The 17,421-nt window shown below is 64.5% G+C and carries 19 protein-coding genes; 5 read left to right on the top strand and 14 right to left on the bottom strand.

Annotated elements, in window-relative coordinates; all coding sequences use genetic code 11:
* Positions 1–4 precede the first annotated feature (4 nt).
* From G6N81_RS10160 to G6N81_RS10150, 3 genes are read right to left on the bottom strand one after another with little or no spacing between them, the layout of a single operon-like run.
* Entirely contained in the window at positions 5–394 is a 390-nt protein-coding gene (locus G6N81_RS10160; RefSeq protein ID WP_165136424.1) for a fluoride efflux transporter FluC, read from the bottom strand.
* Positions 391–807, bottom strand: coding sequence for a fluoride efflux transporter FluC (locus tag G6N81_RS10155; RefSeq protein WP_241244951.1), 417 nt, complete (start codon positions 805–807; stop codon positions 391–393). Before G6N81_RS10155 ends, G6N81_RS10160 begins: the two co-directional genes overlap by 4 nt.
* Positions 804–1,337 carry a universal stress protein gene (locus G6N81_RS10150; protein ID WP_165136421.1) on the bottom strand — a complete coding sequence of 178 codons (534 nt, stop codon included), beginning with the start codon at positions 1,335–1,337 and terminating at the stop codon, positions 804–806. The genes G6N81_RS10155 and G6N81_RS10150 overlap by 4 nt, the downstream gene beginning before the upstream one ends.
* A gap of 156 nt (positions 1,338–1,493) precedes the next feature.
* Between G6N81_RS10150 and G6N81_RS10145 the strand changes: the two genes are divergently transcribed.
* The gene (locus G6N81_RS10145; RefSeq protein ID WP_165136418.1) at positions 1,494–1,682 is read left to right on the top strand and encodes a DUF3073 family protein; all 189 of its coding nucleotides are present in this window, start codon (positions 1,494–1,496) and stop codon (positions 1,680–1,682) included.
* Positions 1,683–1,744: 62 nt separating this feature from the next.
* Here the strand turns inward: G6N81_RS10145 and G6N81_RS10140 are convergent, their stop codons facing one another.
* The 3 genes from G6N81_RS10140 to G6N81_RS10130 are packed head-to-tail and all read right to left on the bottom strand — an operon-like array spanning position 1,745 to position 4,493.
* Positions 1,745–2,998, bottom strand: a complete 1,254-nt coding sequence (locus tag G6N81_RS10140; protein ID WP_165136415.1) for an MFS transporter — start codon at positions 2,996–2,998, stop codon at positions 1,745–1,747.
* Between the two features lie 41 nt (positions 2,999–3,039).
* Positions 3,040–3,642: a PadR family transcriptional regulator gene (locus tag G6N81_RS10135; protein ID WP_165136412.1), complete on the bottom strand. Its 603-nt coding sequence runs from the start codon at positions 3,640–3,642 to the stop codon at positions 3,040–3,042.
* Entirely contained in the window at positions 3,642–4,493 is an 852-nt protein-coding gene (locus G6N81_RS10130) for a DUF4097 family beta strand repeat-containing protein (protein ID WP_165136409.1), read from the bottom strand. The genes G6N81_RS10135 and G6N81_RS10130 overlap by 1 nt, the downstream gene beginning before the upstream one ends.
* Before the next feature lie 192 nt (positions 4,494–4,685).
* Between G6N81_RS10130 and G6N81_RS10125 the strand changes: the two genes are divergently transcribed.
* Positions 4,686–5,264: an HdeD family acid-resistance protein gene (locus G6N81_RS10125; protein WP_165136406.1), complete on the top strand. Its 579-nt coding sequence runs from the start codon at positions 4,686–4,688 to the stop codon at positions 5,262–5,264.
* Position 5,265: 1 nt separating this feature from the next.
* Here G6N81_RS10125 and G6N81_RS10120 read toward each other — a convergent pair whose 3' ends face one another.
* The 5 genes from G6N81_RS10120 to G6N81_RS10100 form a co-directional block, all read right to left on the bottom strand.
* Positions 5,266–5,646, bottom strand: coding sequence for a TIGR02611 family protein (locus G6N81_RS10120; protein ID WP_165136403.1), 381 nt, complete (start codon positions 5,644–5,646; stop codon positions 5,266–5,268).
* A gap of 84 nt (positions 5,647–5,730) precedes the next feature.
* The gene (gene purF / locus G6N81_RS10115) at positions 5,731–7,200 is read right to left on the bottom strand and encodes an amidophosphoribosyltransferase (RefSeq protein ID WP_165136400.1); all 1,470 of its coding nucleotides are present in this window, start codon (positions 7,198–7,200) and stop codon (positions 5,731–5,733) included.
* 7 nt (positions 7,201–7,207) lie between these two features.
* Positions 7,208–8,248: a phosphoribosylformylglycinamidine cyclo-ligase gene (purM, locus tag G6N81_RS10110; RefSeq protein WP_241245145.1), complete on the bottom strand. Its 1,041-nt coding sequence runs from the start codon at positions 8,246–8,248 to the stop codon at positions 7,208–7,210.
* A 125-nt stretch (positions 8,249–8,373) separates the two neighbouring features.
* Entirely contained in the window at positions 8,374–8,730 is a 357-nt protein-coding gene (locus G6N81_RS10105; RefSeq protein ID WP_241244950.1) for a potassium transporter Trk, read from the bottom strand.
* Between the two features lie 54 nt (positions 8,731–8,784).
* Positions 8,785–9,141: a sterol carrier family protein gene (locus G6N81_RS10100; RefSeq protein ID WP_165136394.1), complete on the bottom strand. Its 357-nt coding sequence runs from the start codon at positions 9,139–9,141 to the stop codon at positions 8,785–8,787.
* Between the two features lie 89 nt (positions 9,142–9,230).
* Here G6N81_RS10100 and purD point away from each other — a divergent pair, with 89 nt between their 5' ends.
* Positions 9,231–10,499 carry a phosphoribosylamine--glycine ligase gene (purD, locus tag G6N81_RS10095; protein ID WP_165136391.1) on the top strand — a complete coding sequence of 423 codons (1,269 nt, stop codon included), beginning with the start codon at positions 9,231–9,233 and terminating at the stop codon, positions 10,497–10,499.
* A 47-nt stretch (positions 10,500–10,546) separates the two neighbouring features.
* Positions 10,547–11,425 carry a phosphoribosylaminoimidazolesuccinocarboxamide synthase gene (locus G6N81_RS10090; RefSeq protein ID WP_165136388.1) on the top strand — a complete coding sequence of 293 codons (879 nt, stop codon included), beginning with the start codon at positions 10,547–10,549 and terminating at the stop codon, positions 11,423–11,425.
* Between the two features lie 51 nt (positions 11,426–11,476).
* On the opposite strand, the gene G6N81_RS10085 is transcribed toward G6N81_RS10090, so the two are convergent.
* Entirely contained in the window at positions 11,477–13,432 is a 1,956-nt protein-coding gene (locus G6N81_RS10085) for a BCCT family transporter (RefSeq protein WP_165136385.1), read from the bottom strand.
* A 264-nt stretch (positions 13,433–13,696) separates the two neighbouring features.
* Here G6N81_RS10085 and G6N81_RS10080 point away from each other — a divergent pair, with 264 nt between their 5' ends.
* Positions 13,697–14,962, top strand: a complete 1,266-nt coding sequence (locus G6N81_RS10080) for a uracil-xanthine permease family protein (RefSeq protein ID WP_165136382.1) — start codon at positions 13,697–13,699, stop codon at positions 14,960–14,962.
* On the opposite strand, the gene G6N81_RS10075 is transcribed toward G6N81_RS10080, so the two are convergent.
* Together G6N81_RS10075 and G6N81_RS10070 are read right to left on the bottom strand one after the other, a co-directional pair.
* Positions 14,963–15,976 (bottom strand): LacI family DNA-binding transcriptional regulator, encoded by a 1,014-nt coding sequence (locus G6N81_RS10075; protein WP_165136379.1) that lies wholly within the window; start codon positions 15,974–15,976, stop codon positions 14,963–14,965. It abuts the gene before it with no gap.
* A gap of 23 nt (positions 15,977–15,999) precedes the next feature.
* On the bottom strand, positions 16,000–17,421 hold the full coding sequence (locus tag G6N81_RS10070) for a GH1 family beta-glucosidase (protein ID WP_165136376.1): 1,422 nt from the start codon (positions 17,419–17,421) through the stop codon (positions 16,000–16,002).

Raw genomic sequence — 17,421 nt, 5'->3', positions numbered from 1 at the left:
CGGGCTATCGCATGGCCGCTGCGAGCGTCATGCCTGCGATCGCGGCGCCGAGGCACACCACAAGCGTGCCGCCAGCGTTCGCGATCGCGGCTCCGTAGCGCTTCTCGTGCCACATTTCTGCCGTGTCGGTGGACACGGTGCTGAACGTTGTGAAGCCGCCGAGCAGCCCCGCCTCAATTGCCAGAAGAGAGGGAGGGAAATCCGCGGTTGTCCCTCCGAAGCCGCCGACGAGAAATGCCATGACGAAACAGCCGCTCGCGTTGATGATCAGCACCGGAAGGGGAAAACGCAAACGAACGCGAACGCCCCGCATGGCCTGGTCGATCGTGAAGCGCAACCCCGCCCCAACGCCGCCGGAAACGGCAATCACCAGGGCGAGAAGAGGGGCGCTCATGCGACACCCTCCCGAGCGGAGCGCGACAGGCGTCCGCCGCTCGCGAGGCCCACCAGCGCTCCGGCCACGCCGACGATGACGGTGGCGACCAGCACAGCCAGATACGGAAGGCTCGCCGCCCATCCGCTGAACACCGAGACGCCCATGAGCGGTGCGAGCGCGCTGTAGGACGTGAATCCCCCGAGCATTCCGGTTCCGAGGAGTGCTCTCCACCGCTGGTGGCGGGCGCCGAGCACCCCCACCAGAAAGCCAAGCACCATCGACCCAACCACGTTAATGGCAAGAATCACCCAAAAATCGGACGAATCCCACTCCATCAGCAGCCAGCGCGTGAGCGCGCCGACGGCACCGCCCACCATCACGAGGGGGAGCTGGAGCCAATCAACGGCAGGAAGCGTTGGTCGGGCAGTCACTCCTCATCCCAGAGCGGCGAGGAGTCGTTCACCGGCTCTTCTATAGGGACGACGAGAAGCGGGCGGTACTGGCGGTGAGACAAACGCGCGGCAACCGATCCGGTGAAGAACTCCCGCAACGACTCGCCGAAGCCGCGCTTGCGCGTACCGAGGACGATCAAAGGAGAATCGAGTTTTTCGGCGAAGTGCTTAATCGCAAGGGCAGGGTCACCAACGAGCTGCGTTGTCGTCCACTCCACGTCCGAGCCCTTCAGCGCCTCCGAGACCTCTTGCTGGACGAGGGCGAGTTCTTCCGCCCCCGCCTCGACGTTGATGTCGATCGGCGCGGTGTGAGGAACACCATCAGGATCTTCATAGGTGACGAATCGTGTGACGTCCACGTGCACGACAACAAGCGGAACGCCGTGAAGGCTGGCATAACGTGCAGCTTCAGTGATCACACGGGGCGGTTGCTCGGGAATAATTGCGGCAATAACGGCCCCATGAAACTGCTCGAGGGGTAAGTCCGGTGTGCTGGTCGCGTCTGTCATGATGCGTTCCTCCCGCCGTGCGGAGCTCGTGGGTCAGGCCCCGTGGTATCCTGAATCCTACTCTTCCCGGGTATTTCTCGGGTAATAAGAAAGCATGCTTCTGCATAGGGTTCGAGAAATCACCGGCAGATCTACGTGTAAGGGGGTCGACGCGCTATGGGGCGTGGCCGTCAAAAGGCGAAGCACACAAAGCTCGCTCGTGAGCTCAAGTCGTTCAGTCCGTCTGTCGACTATGCAGCACTCGAGAAAGAGCTCACCGATAACAACGACGAGAATTCGTACGTCGATCGTTGGGGAGATTTGTACGAAGGAGAAGATGAGGACGACGAGCCTGCCCGGGTCTAGTCCTCTGATCCCACAGTGCGCCGCGGTTCACCGCGGCGCACTGTTTCGTGCGCAAAATCCGATCAGGGCTCGCGGCGACGCATTCGGCGCGAGAGCACAATAAACGCGATCAGTCCTGCCGTCATCATGCCGAGCATCGGCAAAAACGCGATCCGGAACATCTCCATGGAATAGTCGCCAGGAGCATGCGCCCCCTGAATCGACAGCAGAAGGCCCGTCGAACCGATCGCCAACAAAGCGCCGGTGAACCCGCCCGTGTTGACGATGCCGTTTGCGCGCGCGGCAAGGCTCGCCGGAACAAACTGTCGCGACAGTTCGAAGGCAATCAGCGATGCCGGCCCGCCAATCGCCGTCGCAACGGCCAGAAGAACCAGCAGGGGAAACGGCGTGGGAACCGGCCACAGCAGGACGGCCCCCCAGGCAACGAGCTGTCCGATCACGGACCACACGATGATGATGCGTCGCCACTCCGGCATGGTGCTGACGAGACGGCCCACAACAGGCCCCGCGATCATGCCGATGATGGGAATGGCCGACAGGTAGACGCTCGCCCCTCCCGTGCCAATCTCGGCTCCGTACTGCAGAAAGAGCGCGCCCCACGTCACGATAAACGCGACGAACGCAAGGTTGGTCGAAAAGTGCGTGAAGAACGCCAGCCAGGTTCCGGGGTGCTTCATCGCGCGCCCTGTCCCGCGAAGCACATCGCCAAGGCTCTCGTTTGACGCCGTTCGCGTCGCATCCGGTCCCATCAGGACGAGAACAACTCCGGAGCAGAGGGCGATCACTCCCGTGACCGCGGCCAGGATCAGATACGCCGGCGGCCAGCCGACCATGTCCACCATCCACAGCAACGGCGTTGCAGTGACCAGCATGCCGAAGTTGCCGACAACTCCGACCATCTGCGTTCCCGTCGAAATCCAGGCGGGCCGCAACGAGACCGCCGTCAGCCGCACTGCCGAGGGGAAGACCATGGCGTCTCCGAGCCCGGCGAGAGCGCGTGCCGCAAGCAGCGTGGAGAACGTCTCACCGAAGCCGATCATCAGCTGGCTCGCGGCGATCAGCACCAGGCCGGCGAGAAGAACGGTGCGGGCCCCCAGGCGATCGATCAGCATTCCCACGGGGATCTGCGCACCGGCGTAGACGATGAGCTGCAGAAGCCCAAACGCCGCCAGGTGTTCGCTCGTGAGATCGAAGCGCTCGCTCGCCACACCGGCGGTTGCCGACAAGGATGTTCGCGACATGATCGCCGCAAGATAGGCGACGGCTCCCACCGCCCACACGGCGATCGGCAACCAGGAGCGGGAGGAGTTCGGCATGACCTCCCCAGCCTACGCTCGCCCCCGGCGCCGCCTTGCGGTCAGTCGCGCGTGAGACCCTCGCGCAGGCGAACGATCACACCGTCCAGATCCGCCTGGAGCTCATCGATCAACGACGACGGAACCGCGCCACCCTTCGCGATATGCGTTCGCAAATCGGCGCGGACCGACGCGCGGAAAGCGCTGAGCGAGCCCTCGGCGCGTGCCAGCTGGGCTCTGGCTGATGCGCGCGGGTCTTCTGTGTCGGCCTCGTCCCGGTGCGGGGCGTTCGCGGCTGCGGCCAAGTCGGCGCGGAGGCTCTTCATCGCCTCACGCACGTTCTGCCGCACACCGTCCGCGATGAGGCGGACGCTGTCGGAGAGCCCCTCCTGGATGCCATCGATTTCGTGTGCTCGCGCACGCACTTCGGCGCGTCCCGCATCAGTTATTTCGTAGATCGTCGTGCGCCCATCCCGCCTCTTCGTGACGAGCCCCTCACCCTCGAGCTTCGCCAGCCGCGGGTAGATGGTACCGGCGCTGGGCGTGTAGGTTCCGCCCGTTCGATCGGACAACGCCTGCATGATGCCGTATCCGTGCAGCGGGTTCTCGTCGAGCAGGCTCAGCAGGTACAGGCGAAGGTCGCCATGACCGAAGACGGCAGCCATCAGCTCTCCTCCTGCCCCGGCCATGACGCTTGGTGGTCATAGTCCGACGTCGGCGCGTGAGCGCCGTGGCGCAGCACCGTGACGTCTCCGCTGACGGTGTTGACCCGCACTTCGGCGAACATCCCGCTGAGCGCCCCCGTGTGCCCGGAGTAGGTGCGCGCACGCGAGACTCCGTCGATCTGAACGCGGCCGCCGACCGATCGCACGGAGTAGTTGGCGGGGTAGTCGTCGTCGAGGCGCAGCGTCGCGGCACCGGAGACGGTATTGAGAGACACCTGGCTGATGCGTCCGGCCGCGTCGATGAACACCGCACCAGAGACCGTGTTGACGTCGGTCTTGGTAATTTCTCCCGACACCGCGATGTCGCCGGAGACCATGTCACTCGAGAAGGCACCGGTGAGCCCGCGCACCTGAACATCGCCCGAAACAGCGTGTGTGTTCAGATCGCCGACGAGTCCGTCGACAAGAACATCGCCGGAGACGGCATTGATCGTGACGTTCTGCTCGAGGCCCGCAACGAGGGCGCTCGCGCTGACGACGCCGAGGGTCAGCGCGATGTGCCGAGGAAGGGCGACGCTCACCTCGGCCCGCGGACCTGACGATCCGAAGCTGCGAAACGCTGTGAGGAAACTGTCCCAGCGCACCTGCGGGTGGTCGATTTCGAGTTCGTCACCCGAGACTTCGATCCGTAGCGGCTTCATCGCGACGCTGTGTACTTCGACGCGAATGTGCGGCTCGTCGTGCCCGATGACGTCGATCTGACCGGCTGCGAGCGCGGCCTTGAGGCGTGTGACGTCCATGACGTCGATCACCCGGGCCTCGCCCGGATGGATGATCCATTTCTCTTCCATCGTTGATCCCTTCGATCACGCGATCGCATAAACGCGATATTGCTCGAGATATGACTCGATCAAAACACGATCTATCGCGTTTTACAACGGGGAGACTCCTGAGAGCCGTTCACTCCCCTCAGCGCGGCCGCGCCTCTCGCGCCAGCGGCTCCCGCGGAGTAACGTCAGGCGCGATCAACACGAGGAGGCACCATGTCCGCAGAAACACGCTACGAGTACGGCATCCGCCAGAGCCTGCGCACCGCGATTCTCATCAGCAGTATCGTCTCGCTCCTCTTCGGACTCGCACTGCTGGTCTGGCCCATGAAGTCCGCCATGGCGATCACGTTGCTGATCGCTACCTATACCTTCATCGGCGGCGTACTCAACCTGGGATACGGGCTCTTCTCCAAGGGAACAGCCGCCTGGACGCGCGTCGGGCTGATCGTCCTCGGTCTCGTGTTCATCGCCGCCGGTGTGATCGCAACGATGCACCTCGGAGAGTCCACCCTGCTGCTCGCCGTGATCGTCACGACATTCCTCGGCGCCGCATGGATCATCGAGGGAATCGTCGCGCTCACGAGCCTCGCCGGCCGCGACACCGCATGGCCGGGCAGCGAAAAGGCTCACAAGGGATGGACGATTTTCTTCGCCATCATCAGCATCCTCGCCGGTGTTCTCGTGATCCTCTCGCCGGTACTCACAGCGCTGTGGCTCTGGATCTTCCTCGGCGCCACACTCATCGTGTTCGGCGTGATCGGAATCGTCCGGGCTGCGTCGCTGGAAAAATAGCTCAGGCGCCCTCGCGAGCGCGCCGATCCCGGCGGTCGGCGCGCCGCTTCTTCCACCAGGCGAAGAACGCCGCCAGCTGACGCCGCAACCAGCCCGCAGCGCGCTGAGCCCACGAGAACTCCGTCGCAAGGATCGTCAGGCCCGCGAAGATGATCAACCACCCGGGAACGGGCGTTGGCAACATGATGATGCCGATCGCAATCACCGTCGCACCGATGAGACCAATCAGCACCTTCCACAGCACCTCGACGAGGCGGTTGCGTCCGATCAACGCACGGAACGCGCGCCACACCCGCGTCAGCGCACGAGGCCGCTTTACGCGAGGGCCGTCTGAAGGCGGTTGCGGGGAGATCTCCACGACGCGAATGGTGTCAGCGGCCATACAACGACGGTAACCGGACGCTCGCCCCTTGCGACAGGGGGAGAACCCGACAAAAAACCCGGAGATGTCCGGAGACGGCGGCGCTCAGGAGCGTTGCGTTTCTGCGACCCAGCCCAGGTACTCGTCGTTGATCGTGCCCGTGACATAGCGGCCGTCAAAGCAGCTCATATCGAGGTCATCGAAATGCGTACCGTTGGTGGCGCCCGCCATGATCGCTTCCTTGAGATCCTCGATCTCCTGGTACACGAGATGATCCGCGCCCAGTTCGTCGCGAATCTCGGGAATCGTCCGTCCGTGCGCGATGAGCTCTGTCGCCGACGGCATGTTGATGCCGTACACGTGCGGATGACGAACGGGAGGGGCCGCAGAGGCGAACGTCACGCTGGCAGCACCGGCGTTGCGCGCCATCTGAATGATCTGCCGGCTGGTGGTGCCGCGCACGATCGAATCATCGACCAGAAGCACCTTCTTGCCCTGAAACTCCGTCGACATCGTGTTCAGCTTCTGACGCACGCTCTTCTTGCGCGCCGCCTGGCCCGGCATGATGAACGTGCGGCCCACATAGCGGTTCTTGTAGAAGCCCTCGCGATACTCGACGCCGAGGAAGCGCGCGACCTCCATCGCGGCGGGACGCGCGGAATCCGGAATCGGCATGACGACGTCGATCTCCGAAACGGGAACGTGCTTCGCAACGGTCGCCGCGAGCTTCTCCCCCATGCGCAGACGCGATTCGTAGACGCTGACGCCGTTCATGATGGAGTCGGGACGCGCGAGATACACGTACTCGAACGAGCAGGGCATCAGCTTGGGAGACTCGGCGCACTGCCGACTGAACAGCTCACCGTCGTTGGTGATGAAGATCGCCTCGCCGGGCGCCACCTCACGAACGACCTCGTAATCGGCGTTCTCCAGAACGAGCGACTCGCTCGTCACCACCCAGTCGTCGCCGCGCGCCGTCGTGCGACGTCCGAGAACCAGCGGACGAATTCCGAACGGGTCGCGGAACGCGAGCAGGCCGTAACCGGCGATAAACGAGATCACCGCATACGCACCCTCGACGCGCTTGTGCGTGCGTGCGACCGCCTCGAAAATGCGATCCGCGTCGAGATCAACCGGGCTTGTCGTTGCCTGCAGCTCGCTGGCCAGCACATTCAGCAACAGCTCCGTGTCGCTGGAGGAGTTCACATGACGACGATCGCGCGTTGTCATGTCGCTCGTCAGCTCACGCGTGTTGGTGAGATTGCCGTTGTGGATCAGCGTGATGCCATACGGAGCGTTCACGTAGAACGGCTGCGCCTCTTCTTCTGCCGAGGCCGTGCCCTTTGTGGCGTAGCGAACGTGACCGAGGCCGACGTTGCCCAGAAGCGAACGCATATCGCGGGTGCGGAACGCCTCGCGCACCTGCCCCTGCTTCTTCACCGCGTGCTGAACGCCGTTGCGCTCCGAGGTGGCGATTCCCGTCGCGTCCTGACCGCGATGCTGCAGCAGCAACAAAGCGTCGTAAATGTCCTGATTCACATGGTCGCGACCGACCATTCCGACGATGCCGCACATGGGTGGTTTAGTTCGCTCCGTCCGCGTACGTTCCGACAAGTCGCACGGCCCCGCCGTCGACTCCCTTTGCCCCCTGTTCGAAGCCCGATTCGGGTGCTTGTCCTGCCTGAACCGTTCCGGTCTGCCACGCCGCGATGCCGTCATTCGCCAAAGCGGCAACGGCATCGGCAACACGGTTCTGCGCAACGACGGCGAAGAAGCCCACGCCGAGATTCCACGTGCCCTCGCTCGACATCAGCGAGGTGCCAGCGACATCACTCAGCACCCGGAAAACGGGGCTGGGGCTCCACGTCGAGCGGTCGACCTCTGCCCAGGTGCCCTGCGGAAGAACGCGTGCAAGGTTGGCCGCGATACCGCCGCCGGTCACGTGACTCAGCGAGTGCACATCGCCGCCCAGCTGCTCGATGAGGCGCAGCAGCGGAAGGGTGTACAGGCGCGTCGGCTCCAGGAGAGCCTCGCCCCACGTGGCACCGAGATCATCCACGCGATCGCCGTAGCCCAGCCCGGCGTTCTTCAGAATGTGGCGCACGAGCGAGAAACCGTTGGAGTGCAGACCGCTGGAGGCCAGCGCCAGAATCGCATCGCCCGGCTGCACGCGATGCGCACCCAGCATGGCGTCGTATTCGACAACGCCCGTTGCGGCACCGGCCACGTCGTAGTCGTCCTCGCCGAGGAGCCCGGGGTGTTCGGCCGTTTCGCCGCCGACGAGAGCCGTTCCCGTTGCCGTACACGCGTCGGCGATTCCGCGAACGATATCGGCGATGCGCTGCGGGAAGACCTTGCCCGTTGCGATGTAGTCGGTCATGAAAAGCGGCTTCGCGCCAACAACGACGATGTCGTCAACGACCATTCCGACCAGGTCCTGGCCGATGGTGTCGTGCTTGTCGATGGCCTGCGCGATGGCCACCTTGGTGCCAACACCGTCCGTGCTGGACGCCAAAATCGGGCGATCGTACGACGTCAAAAAACTCGCGTCGTACATGCCGGCGAAACCACCAACGCCACCGAGAACCTCGGGACCTTGTGTGGCACGAACGGACGACTTCATCAGCTCGACGGCAAGATCGCCAGCCGCCGTGTCAACGCCAGCGTCGGAATAAGTGGACCGGTGCGACTCGGCACGCGAAGAGGGGTCTGTCACGTCACCAGATTACCGGCAGTAGCCAGTGCGTTTCACCGCTCGTCGACCAGGTCGACGTGCACACGGGCCTGACGGACCTTGTTCGCGTTCGCACGATCGAGGATCAATGCGACGACCATCATGATCGCGATACCGGCAGGAACACACCACAGCAGGATGAATCCGAACGCCTGTGTCAGCGAATAGGTCACCTGCGTGAAGGGGCTCGCGCTGTCGGTTCCGTCGAAAACGGTGGCCAGAATGAGTGCGGCAACGATGCCGAGCGCAATCCCGAGAGCCGTAAAGACGCCGTACTTCGGTGATCGTCGGATCGTGATCGTCGCCTCGGGCGCACGTGTCACACGGGCAGCAGCCTCATCTTCGGGGAGAGCATCCTGGATCCCAGACATGCCTTCATTCAACCACCGGGACGCTGTGAGTGGCCGGTGGAGTGGCTGATCAGGTCACCACAAAACGGGCACGAGATGGGCAACATCGGCGCGCGTTCCCGACGCCGCGATCCGCCCGTCTTCACGCTCGGCCTCCCACGAGGTCTGCCCCGTTGCCAGGCGCACCCAGGTGTCGGCGTCCATCTCAATAACGTTCGGCGGTGTGCCCCGCGTGTGCTCCGGACCCTGCACCACCTGGACGGCGCCGAACGGAGGAACGCGCACTTCGACCGTTTTGCCCGGCGCGCGCTCTTCCAGCAACTGCAGCAGATAGCGCACGGCCGTTGCGGTTGCCGCGCGGTTCGCCGCTCCGCCGCGCACCGCTGCAACGGCCGCGCGGCCGTCACCAACGTCGATCTTCCTCTTGGCCATAGAACCATTGTCCGCCGTTCCTCCGACAAGCGTTTGGGCAGCGTGCACGCCGTGGGGAACTCCTGCGCACACGCCGGTAGGCTGGAGGGGTGAAGATCCTCGTCCTCGGTACCGGTGCCCGCGAGCACGCGATCGTCCTCGGCCTGCGAGCAGAATCCGCAGAGCACGAGATTCTGGCTGCCCCCGGCAACGCCGGAATCGGACAGGACGCGACGCTCGTTGATCTCGACATGTTCGACGCAGCCGCCGTCAGCGATTTCGCCCTGGCGAACGATGTCGACCTCGTCATCATCGGCCCCGAGGCTCCCCTCGTCGCCGGTATCGCCGATCCGGTGCGCGAGCGGGGCATCCCCGTTTTCGGACCCGGCAAACAGGCCGCTCAGCTGGAGGGGTCGAAAGCCTTCGCCAAGCGCATCATGGAGCAGGCGAACGTCCCCACCGGACGCGCCGCCTATGCCAACACGTCGGAGGCCGTCGCGGCCGCCCTCGACGAATACGGCGCACCGTACGTGGTGAAGGCCGACGGCCTGGCCGCCGGTAAGGGCGTGATCGTCACGGAAGATCGTGCCGCCGCGCTCGCCCACGCCGAGCAGTACCTCCCCAGCGGCCCCGTTCTCGTCGAAGAGTTCCTCACGGGCCCCGAGGTATCACTGTTCTTCCTCAGCGACGGCGACACGGTGCGCCCGCTAACCCCCGCACAGGACTTCAAGCGCGCCTACGAAAACGATGAGGGCCCCAACACCGGCGGTATGGGTGCGTACACGCCCCTCCCCTGGCTCTCCGAACAGTTCGGATCCGTCGACGGTTTTATCGACGAGGTCACCGAGACGGTTGCGAAGCCTGTTGTCGCCGAGCTCGACCGCGATGGTTCCCCCTTTATCGGGCTGCTCTATGCAGGCCTGATCGTCACGCCCGCCGGCGTGAAGGTGATCGAGTTCAACGCGCGTTTCGGCGACCCCGAGACCCAGGTCGTTCTGCCCAGCCTGAAGACGCCGCTGTCCGAGGTGCTCCTCGCTGCCGCATCGGGAACGCTGGAGGACACCCCCGAGCGCTTCGAGTTCACCGACGACGCCGTTGTGACGGTTGTTCTCGCCAGCGAGGGATATCCCGAAAAGCCCCTCACCGGGCGCGAAATCACGGGCCTCGATGAGGCCGCGGCCATTGAGGGCGTTCATCTCGTTCACGCTGCGACAACGCTCGATGGCACCGTGATGCGCGCCTCCGGCGGCCGCGTACTCAACGTGGTCGCGCGCGGCGCCGACTTCACCGAGGCTCGCTCGCGCGCCTATGAGGCGATGTCGAAGATCAGCCTCGACGGCGCACACTTCCGCGGCGACATTGCCGCGCGCATGGTCTGACGAGCTTCCCGCGCCGGGGTGCGCACAGCTCGCGCAATAATGGACGGATGAGCACCCCGATCGATCTTCCCGGCTGGAACCACGTCTATTCCGGGAAGGTGCGCGACCTGTACCGTCCGGAAGACGGCTCCGGAACGATGCTCGTTGTCGCGTCCGACCGCGTCAGCGCCTTCGATCACGTTCTCGAACCCGGCATCCCCTCGAAGGGCGAGCTGCTGACATCGCTGAGCATGTGGTGGTTCGATCAGCTCGCGGGCGCCGACGGCGACATCGCCGTTCCCAACCACCTCACCGGCGACACCGCACCCGACGAGGTCGCGGGGCGCGCGATGCTGGTTCGCCAGCTCGACATGCTGCCGATCGAAGCGGTCGTGCGCGGCTACATCACGGGATCGGGCTGGGCCGAGTACCAGGAGAACGGCACAATCTGCGGGATCGCGCTGCCCGACGGGCTCAGCAACGGAGATCGGCTCCCTGAACCGATCTACACCCCCGCTTACAAGGCCCCTCTCGGCGAACACGACGAGAACATCTCGTTCGACAAAACCGTTGAGCTCATCGGCGCGGAGCGCGCCATCGAACTGCGCGAAGCGGCGCTGTCGATCTACTCCCGTGCCGCCACGGCCGCCGCGGGCAAGGGCCTGATCCTCGCCGATACGAAATTCGAGTTCGGCGTTGACGAGGACGGCACGCTACGCCTCGCCGACGAGGTGCTCACGAGCGATTCCTCCCGCTACTGGGACCGTGAGGCGTGGGAGACGGGAACGACGCCGAGCGAGCGCATGGCCAGCTTCGACAAGCAGATCGTTCGTGACTGGCTTGCAGAGAACTGGGACAAGCAGGGAACGCCTCCCGAGCTGCCCACCGAGATCATCGATCGCACCGCCGCCCGCTACCGCGAGCTGCTGCACAAGATGACCTCCTGATCGCAACGAAACGGGGCAGGATCCTAGTGGATCCTGCCCCGTTTCGTGTTCCTACTCGCCGTCTCTGTTCTCCCGGCGCTCTCGCCGGGAGGTCGATTCCTCGTCGACCGATTGCACCTCGTCCTCCGGGGTGACCGTTGCCACCACGGTCGGATCGGCGTCGGTGATGACGCCTTCATCCGTTTCGGCGGAATCGGCCGCGGGGATGATCTCGATCGCCTCGGTCGCGGTGTCCCACCACTCGGTGAGGGCCGGCGAATCGGTGTCGATGTCCGAACCCGCTCCGTCGGCGGGAGCAACTTCTGTCGCCCCCAGCACGAAGTCGTCTCCGTACTCCTCAATGCCCTTTCGAACGCCCTGCGCGAGCGCCGCCTTCTCGAACGCGCGGCGGATCATGTACGGATCGCTTCGCAGTTCGCTGCCGAAGGAGATCAGAACGCCGATCAGAATCAGCACAAACGGCAGCGCCGTCACGACCATGATCGCCTGGAGCCCGTCGAGGGCACTCGTGCCACCGGCGATCAGCAGCGTCACCGAGATGGCACCGAGCAGAACACCCCACATGATCGACACCCACGTGGTCGGCTCGGGGCGTCCGCGCTGGCTGATGGACCCCATCACGATCGCTGCCGAGTCGGCCGATGTCACGAAGAACATCACGATCGACGCCATCGCGGCCACGTTCAGAATCGAGGCAAGCGGGAACGTCGCACCAAAGATCGTCACGTTCGACTGCAGTGCGCCGAACAGCGCGTACAGAACCGACTGCGCACCCCCCGCACCGTAGGCGCCCGTGAGAGCGCCGCCGGACTGCTCGTCGAAGAACATCGCTGCGCCGCCCATGATGCCGAACCACAGCACCGACACGGCGGACGGTACGAGGATGACGACCGTGACGAACTGGCGCAGCGTTCGACCGCGAGAGATCTTCGCGATGAACATGCCGACGAACGGCGTCCACGAGATCCACCAGGACCAGTAGTAGTTCGTCCAGCTCGACACGAACGTTGCGGCGTCCTCCCCCTGTTCGGGGTTGCGGGCGAGCATCATCCACAGGTCGCTAATGAAGTTCGGAACCGACGACGGGATGATGTTCGTCAAGAACAGCGTCGGGCCACCGATGAACACGACCAACGCGATCGTTCCCGCGAGCACCATGTTGACGTTCGACAACAGGCGGATGCCGCGCTTGATCCCCGACACGGCGGAAACGACGAACCCGGCCGTGAGAATCGTGACGATGATGATCAGACCGGCATTGCCGACCTCGCCGATACCCGACACGACCTCAACGCCGGCGGCGACCTGCAGGGTTCCGAGTCCGAGGGTGACGGCGGTTCCGAACAGCGTCACGAGAATCGCGAAGATGTCGATCACCGAACCGATCCAGCCCTCGGTCTTCTCCTTGAAGATCGGGTAAAGGATCGCCGAAATCAGCGGGGCACGCCCGCGACGGTATGCGGCGTAGGCGATTGCTCCGCCGACGAGTGCGTAGAAGCCCCAGGCCATCGGACCCCAGTGCAGTGTCGACTGCGCAAGAGCCGCCATCATGGCGTCGCGCGAGCCGGGCTCAGCGTCAACGCCGGGCGGAACGTTCTGAAAGAAGTCGAGGGGTTCGGCCGCGCCCCAGAAGAGCAGGCCGATGCCCATACCCGCGGAGAAGAGCATCGCGATCCACGCACCGGTGGAGAACTCGGGCTGTTCGTCGTCGGCACCGAGTCGAACGCCGCCCGTTCGGCCATAGCCAACGACGAGCATGAAAACGAGGGTGACGACCGCGATCAGCGCGAACAGCCAGCCGAAGTTGTCCTGCACCCAGCCGAGTGCCGTCTGACCGACGAAGAGAATGTTGTCGGGCGCCGTGATCCCCCAGATCAAGACGGCGATCGCGAAGATCCCCGCAACGCCGAGCACGACCCAGTTCGTGCGGAACGTTCGCGATGTGTCTTCGACACCGATTCCCGGGATCAACGCGGGGTGCGTGACCTCACGGACGAGGTTCTTCATCGGCTGTCTCTTCGGTTTTTTCTCTTCGGTTTTTTCGTTCTTTGCCACGCGTCTTGTCCGTTTCGTATGGGTGCACTCTCGGTCTATCGAATCCAACGGTACTGTCGTCGGGCGCCAGACCCCGAAATTGGCCGCTCGGTTCAGCCGAAAGCGAATCCCGGGGCGACCAGCCTTTCGTGTTTCGTCGAGGCGCAGTGCTCTAGCGTTGTGTCGACGGGCATGCGCCCCGATCACCCTCCCTGCACTCGATCGAGAAGGATTCGCATGTTCGGTTGGACTCTGCACGGCGACGGCCGCACCGTCGCCCCCGGAAAGGTTGTCGCCCCCGGCGAGCGCCTGAATTGGCCCGCGACGACCGCGATGGGTCTGCAACATGTGATCGCGATGTTCGGGGCGACGTTCCTCGTTCCGTCGATTACGGGCTTCCCCGTTTCGACAACGCTGCTGTTCTCGGGCGTCGGCACGATTCTGTTCTTGCTGGTCACGCGAAACCGCCTGCCGAGCTACCTCGGATCGTCGTTCGCGTTTATTGCTCCGGTCACGGCCGCAACGGCGCAGAACGAGATCGGTTCGGCTCTCGCCGGAATCGTTGCGGTTGGCGTGTTGCTCGCCCTCGTGGGTGTCGTCGTGCAGATGGCGGGGCTGGCGTGGGTCAACGCATTTATGCCGCCCGTTGTGGCGGGAGCGATCGTCGCACTCATCGGCTTTAACCTCGCCCCGCTGGCATGGACGAACTACGAACAGCAGGCCATCACGGCAACCGTGACCCTGGCGGCCGTGATCCTGTTCTCGGTGTCCTTCCGCGGCTTCCTTGGACGTGTGTCGATCTTCCTCGGCGTGATCGTCGGCTACATCACGGCGGCGTTCCGGGGCGAGCTTGATTTCGACAAGGTGGCGGACGCCAGCTGGATCGGTCTTCCGCAGTTTCACGCACCCGATTTCGCCTCTCCCGGCACCTGGTCGGTCCTGGCGATGTTCCTGCCCGTTGTGCTGGTGCTCGTTGCCGAGAACGTCGGCCACGTGCGCGGTGTTGCGACGATGACGGACGACTCGGTGAACCAGTACACCAGCCGCGCGCTGATCGCCGACGGTATCGCCACGACGCTCGCGGGCGCCGGCGGCGGCTCGGGAACGACCACGTACGGCGAGAACATCGGCGTGATGGCCGCGACGCGCGTGTACTCAACGGCCGTCTACTGGATCGCGGGCGGAACAGCGATTCTGCTCGCCTTCTCCCCCAAGATCGGCGAGGTCTTCAACTCGATTCCCGTGGGCGTGCTGGGCGGTGTGACAACGGCGCTCTACGGACTGATCGGGCTGATCGGGATCAAGATCTGGGTGGACAACCGCGTCGATTTCTCGCTGCCGGTGAACCAGTACACCGCGGCCGTTGCGCTCGTGATCGGGATCGCGAACTTCGGAATGCACCTGGGCGACTTCGTTTTCGAAGGCATCGTGATCGGCACGGTCGCGGCGCTGGTGATCTACCACCTCGGTGGCGCAATCGCCCGCGCACGCAAGACGATGTGATCAGGCGCTGTCGCGGATGATGAGCTCGGTCGGCAGCACCGTGGCGTGCTCGGCCGGCTCTCCGCGAAGCCGCGACAGGAGCGTGTTTGTGATGAGCTCGCCCGCGTGAAAGCTGGGCTGCCGAATGGTGGTCAGCGCCGGCGTCGCGCCGATCGCCACGGGTGAGTCGTCAAAGCCCACGATCAGCACATCGTCGGGCACGCGCAGATCGGCGTCACGCAGGGCATCGATCGCTCCGCGCGCCATGAGATCACTCGCCACGAACAGCGCGTCGAAAGGCTCACCCCCGTCGAGGATGCGACGCGCAGCTTCGGCTCCCCCTGCGCGGGTGAACCCGCCGTCTTCGATCGGCCCCTCGGGGAGGCCAACAGCGGCGAGTGCCCGTCGGTGCCCCTCGAGACGGTCGATACCGGCGCGCATATCGCGCGGTCCGGTAATCATGCCGATACGGCGAGCTCCGCGCGAGATGAGGTAGGCGGTCGCCTCCTCGCCCGCGAGAACGTTGTCCACGTCGACGAAGTAGTCCCCGTCGCGGGTGCGTACGGGACGGCCACCGTAGACGACGGGAACGGCCTGCGCGATCCGCTCAACGTAGGTGTCGCTCGTGTGGTGCGAAACGACGATTGCCCCGTCAACATTGCCCGACTCGATATACGACGCCGTTTTGGAGCGCGGATCGTCCGAGGCGATGAAGAGATTAAGGATGTAGTCGGTTTCGCGCAGGCGCGATTCGATTCCCGAAACGATCGCCGCGAAATAGGGATCGCCGAAGAATCGGGTGGTGTCCTCGGGAACGATGAGCGCAATCGCGTGCGTTTGCCGCGATGCGAGCGAACGCGCGGCGCGGCTCGGGACATAGTTCAGGGCGCTGATCGCCTCGCGAACGGCGGTGAGCGCTTCGGGGCTGACGCGCTCACCGCCGCCGAGAACGCGGGAGACGGTTGACCGCGAGACGCCGGCAACGCGAGCCACCTGCTCGATCGTTGCGGCGCCCCTTTCGGGGGTCGGGGTCATTTTTCTCCTGCTTTCGGGTCCGGTCAGGAGGCGGCAGGAACCTCTCGCGTGCGAATCACGCGCGCGTATTCGTGTCCCGATGCCTTGACCGTGCGTTCCTGCGTTTCGTAGTTCACTCGGACGATACCGAAGCGCTTCTCGTAGCCCCAAGCCCACTCGTAATTGTCGAGCAACGACCAGTAGAAGAAGCCTCGCACATCGGCGCCCTGGTCGATCGCATCGGAGACAGCCGCGAGATGCTTCCGCACGAAAGCCGTGCGCTCGACGTCGTTGATCTCTCCGTCCGCGACGACATCGTCGTACGCGGCGCCGTTTTCCGTGACGTAGAGAGGCAGTCCGGGGTTGTCAGCGCTCACGCGCAGGAGCAAGCGGGTGAGGCCCTCGGGCTGAACTTCCCATCCCATTCCCGTGCGTTCGAGACCGCGATCGTGCCAGAAAATGCCGTCGTTCGACGGAAACGGCGACCGAATCGCGCGATCGGTCGGAGCGTCGCCGCCCACGACCGGACGGGTGTCCGGGTGCCCCGAGACGAGCTCGCCGTGATAGTAATTCACGCCGAGGAAATCGATCGGGCTTCCGATGATCTGAAGGTCGCCCGGCTGCACGGCGGCCTCGAACTCGGTTAACGCGTCCCCGTCGACCGCGCGGATGTCCTCGATGATGTCGGCCGGATACTGTTGACGCGTGAGGGGGTCGAGGAACCATCGGTTGAACTGGCCGTCCAGACGGCGGGCGGCATCAGCATCCGCGGGATCTGACGGATCAGCGGGATCAGCCATCGTGAGGTTGAGAGTGATGCCCAGCTGCAGGCTCGCATCGCGCGATCGCAGCTCCTCAACGACGCGACCGTGAGCGAGCATCAGGTGGTGGGACGCCAGAAGTCCGTCCCGCACGCTCTGCCGGCCCGGCGCGTGGGCACCGGCCGTGTACGACAGGAACGATGAACACCATGGCTCATTGAGCGTGGTCCAGATGTTCACGCGATCGCCCAGCGCGTCATGCATGGTGAGCGCGTACTCGACGAAACGGTCGACGGTGTCGCGGTTCGTCCAGCCGCCCTTTTCTTCTAGGGCCTGCGGCATGTCCCAGTGGTGGAGCGTGAGCCACGGCAGAATGTCGGCCTCACGGAGTTCATCGACGAGACGCGAGTAGAAGTCGATTCCCTTCGCGTTCGGCTCCCCGCCGTCTGGCCGCACGCGCGACCACGAGGTGGAGAAGCGATATGACTGCAGCCCGAGATCGCGCATGAGCGCGACATCGTCGCGGTAGCGGTGATAGTGATCACACGCGACATCGCCGTTGTCAGCGCCGATCACGGCACCGGGCACGCGAGCGAAGTGGTCCCAGATGCTGGCCGTTCGGCCGTCTTCGAAGGCCGCTCCCTCGATCTGGTACGCCGCCGTTGCGGCGCCGAACAGGAAATCGGCGGGGAAGAGTCGTGTCAT

Origin of the sequence: Microbacterium amylolyticum (assembly GCF_011046975.1) — a bacterium.
Lineage (GTDB): Bacteria > Actinomycetota > Actinomycetes > Actinomycetales > Microbacteriaceae > Microbacterium > Microbacterium amylolyticum.
This window is presented reverse-complemented; position numbering and strand designations above follow the sequence as displayed.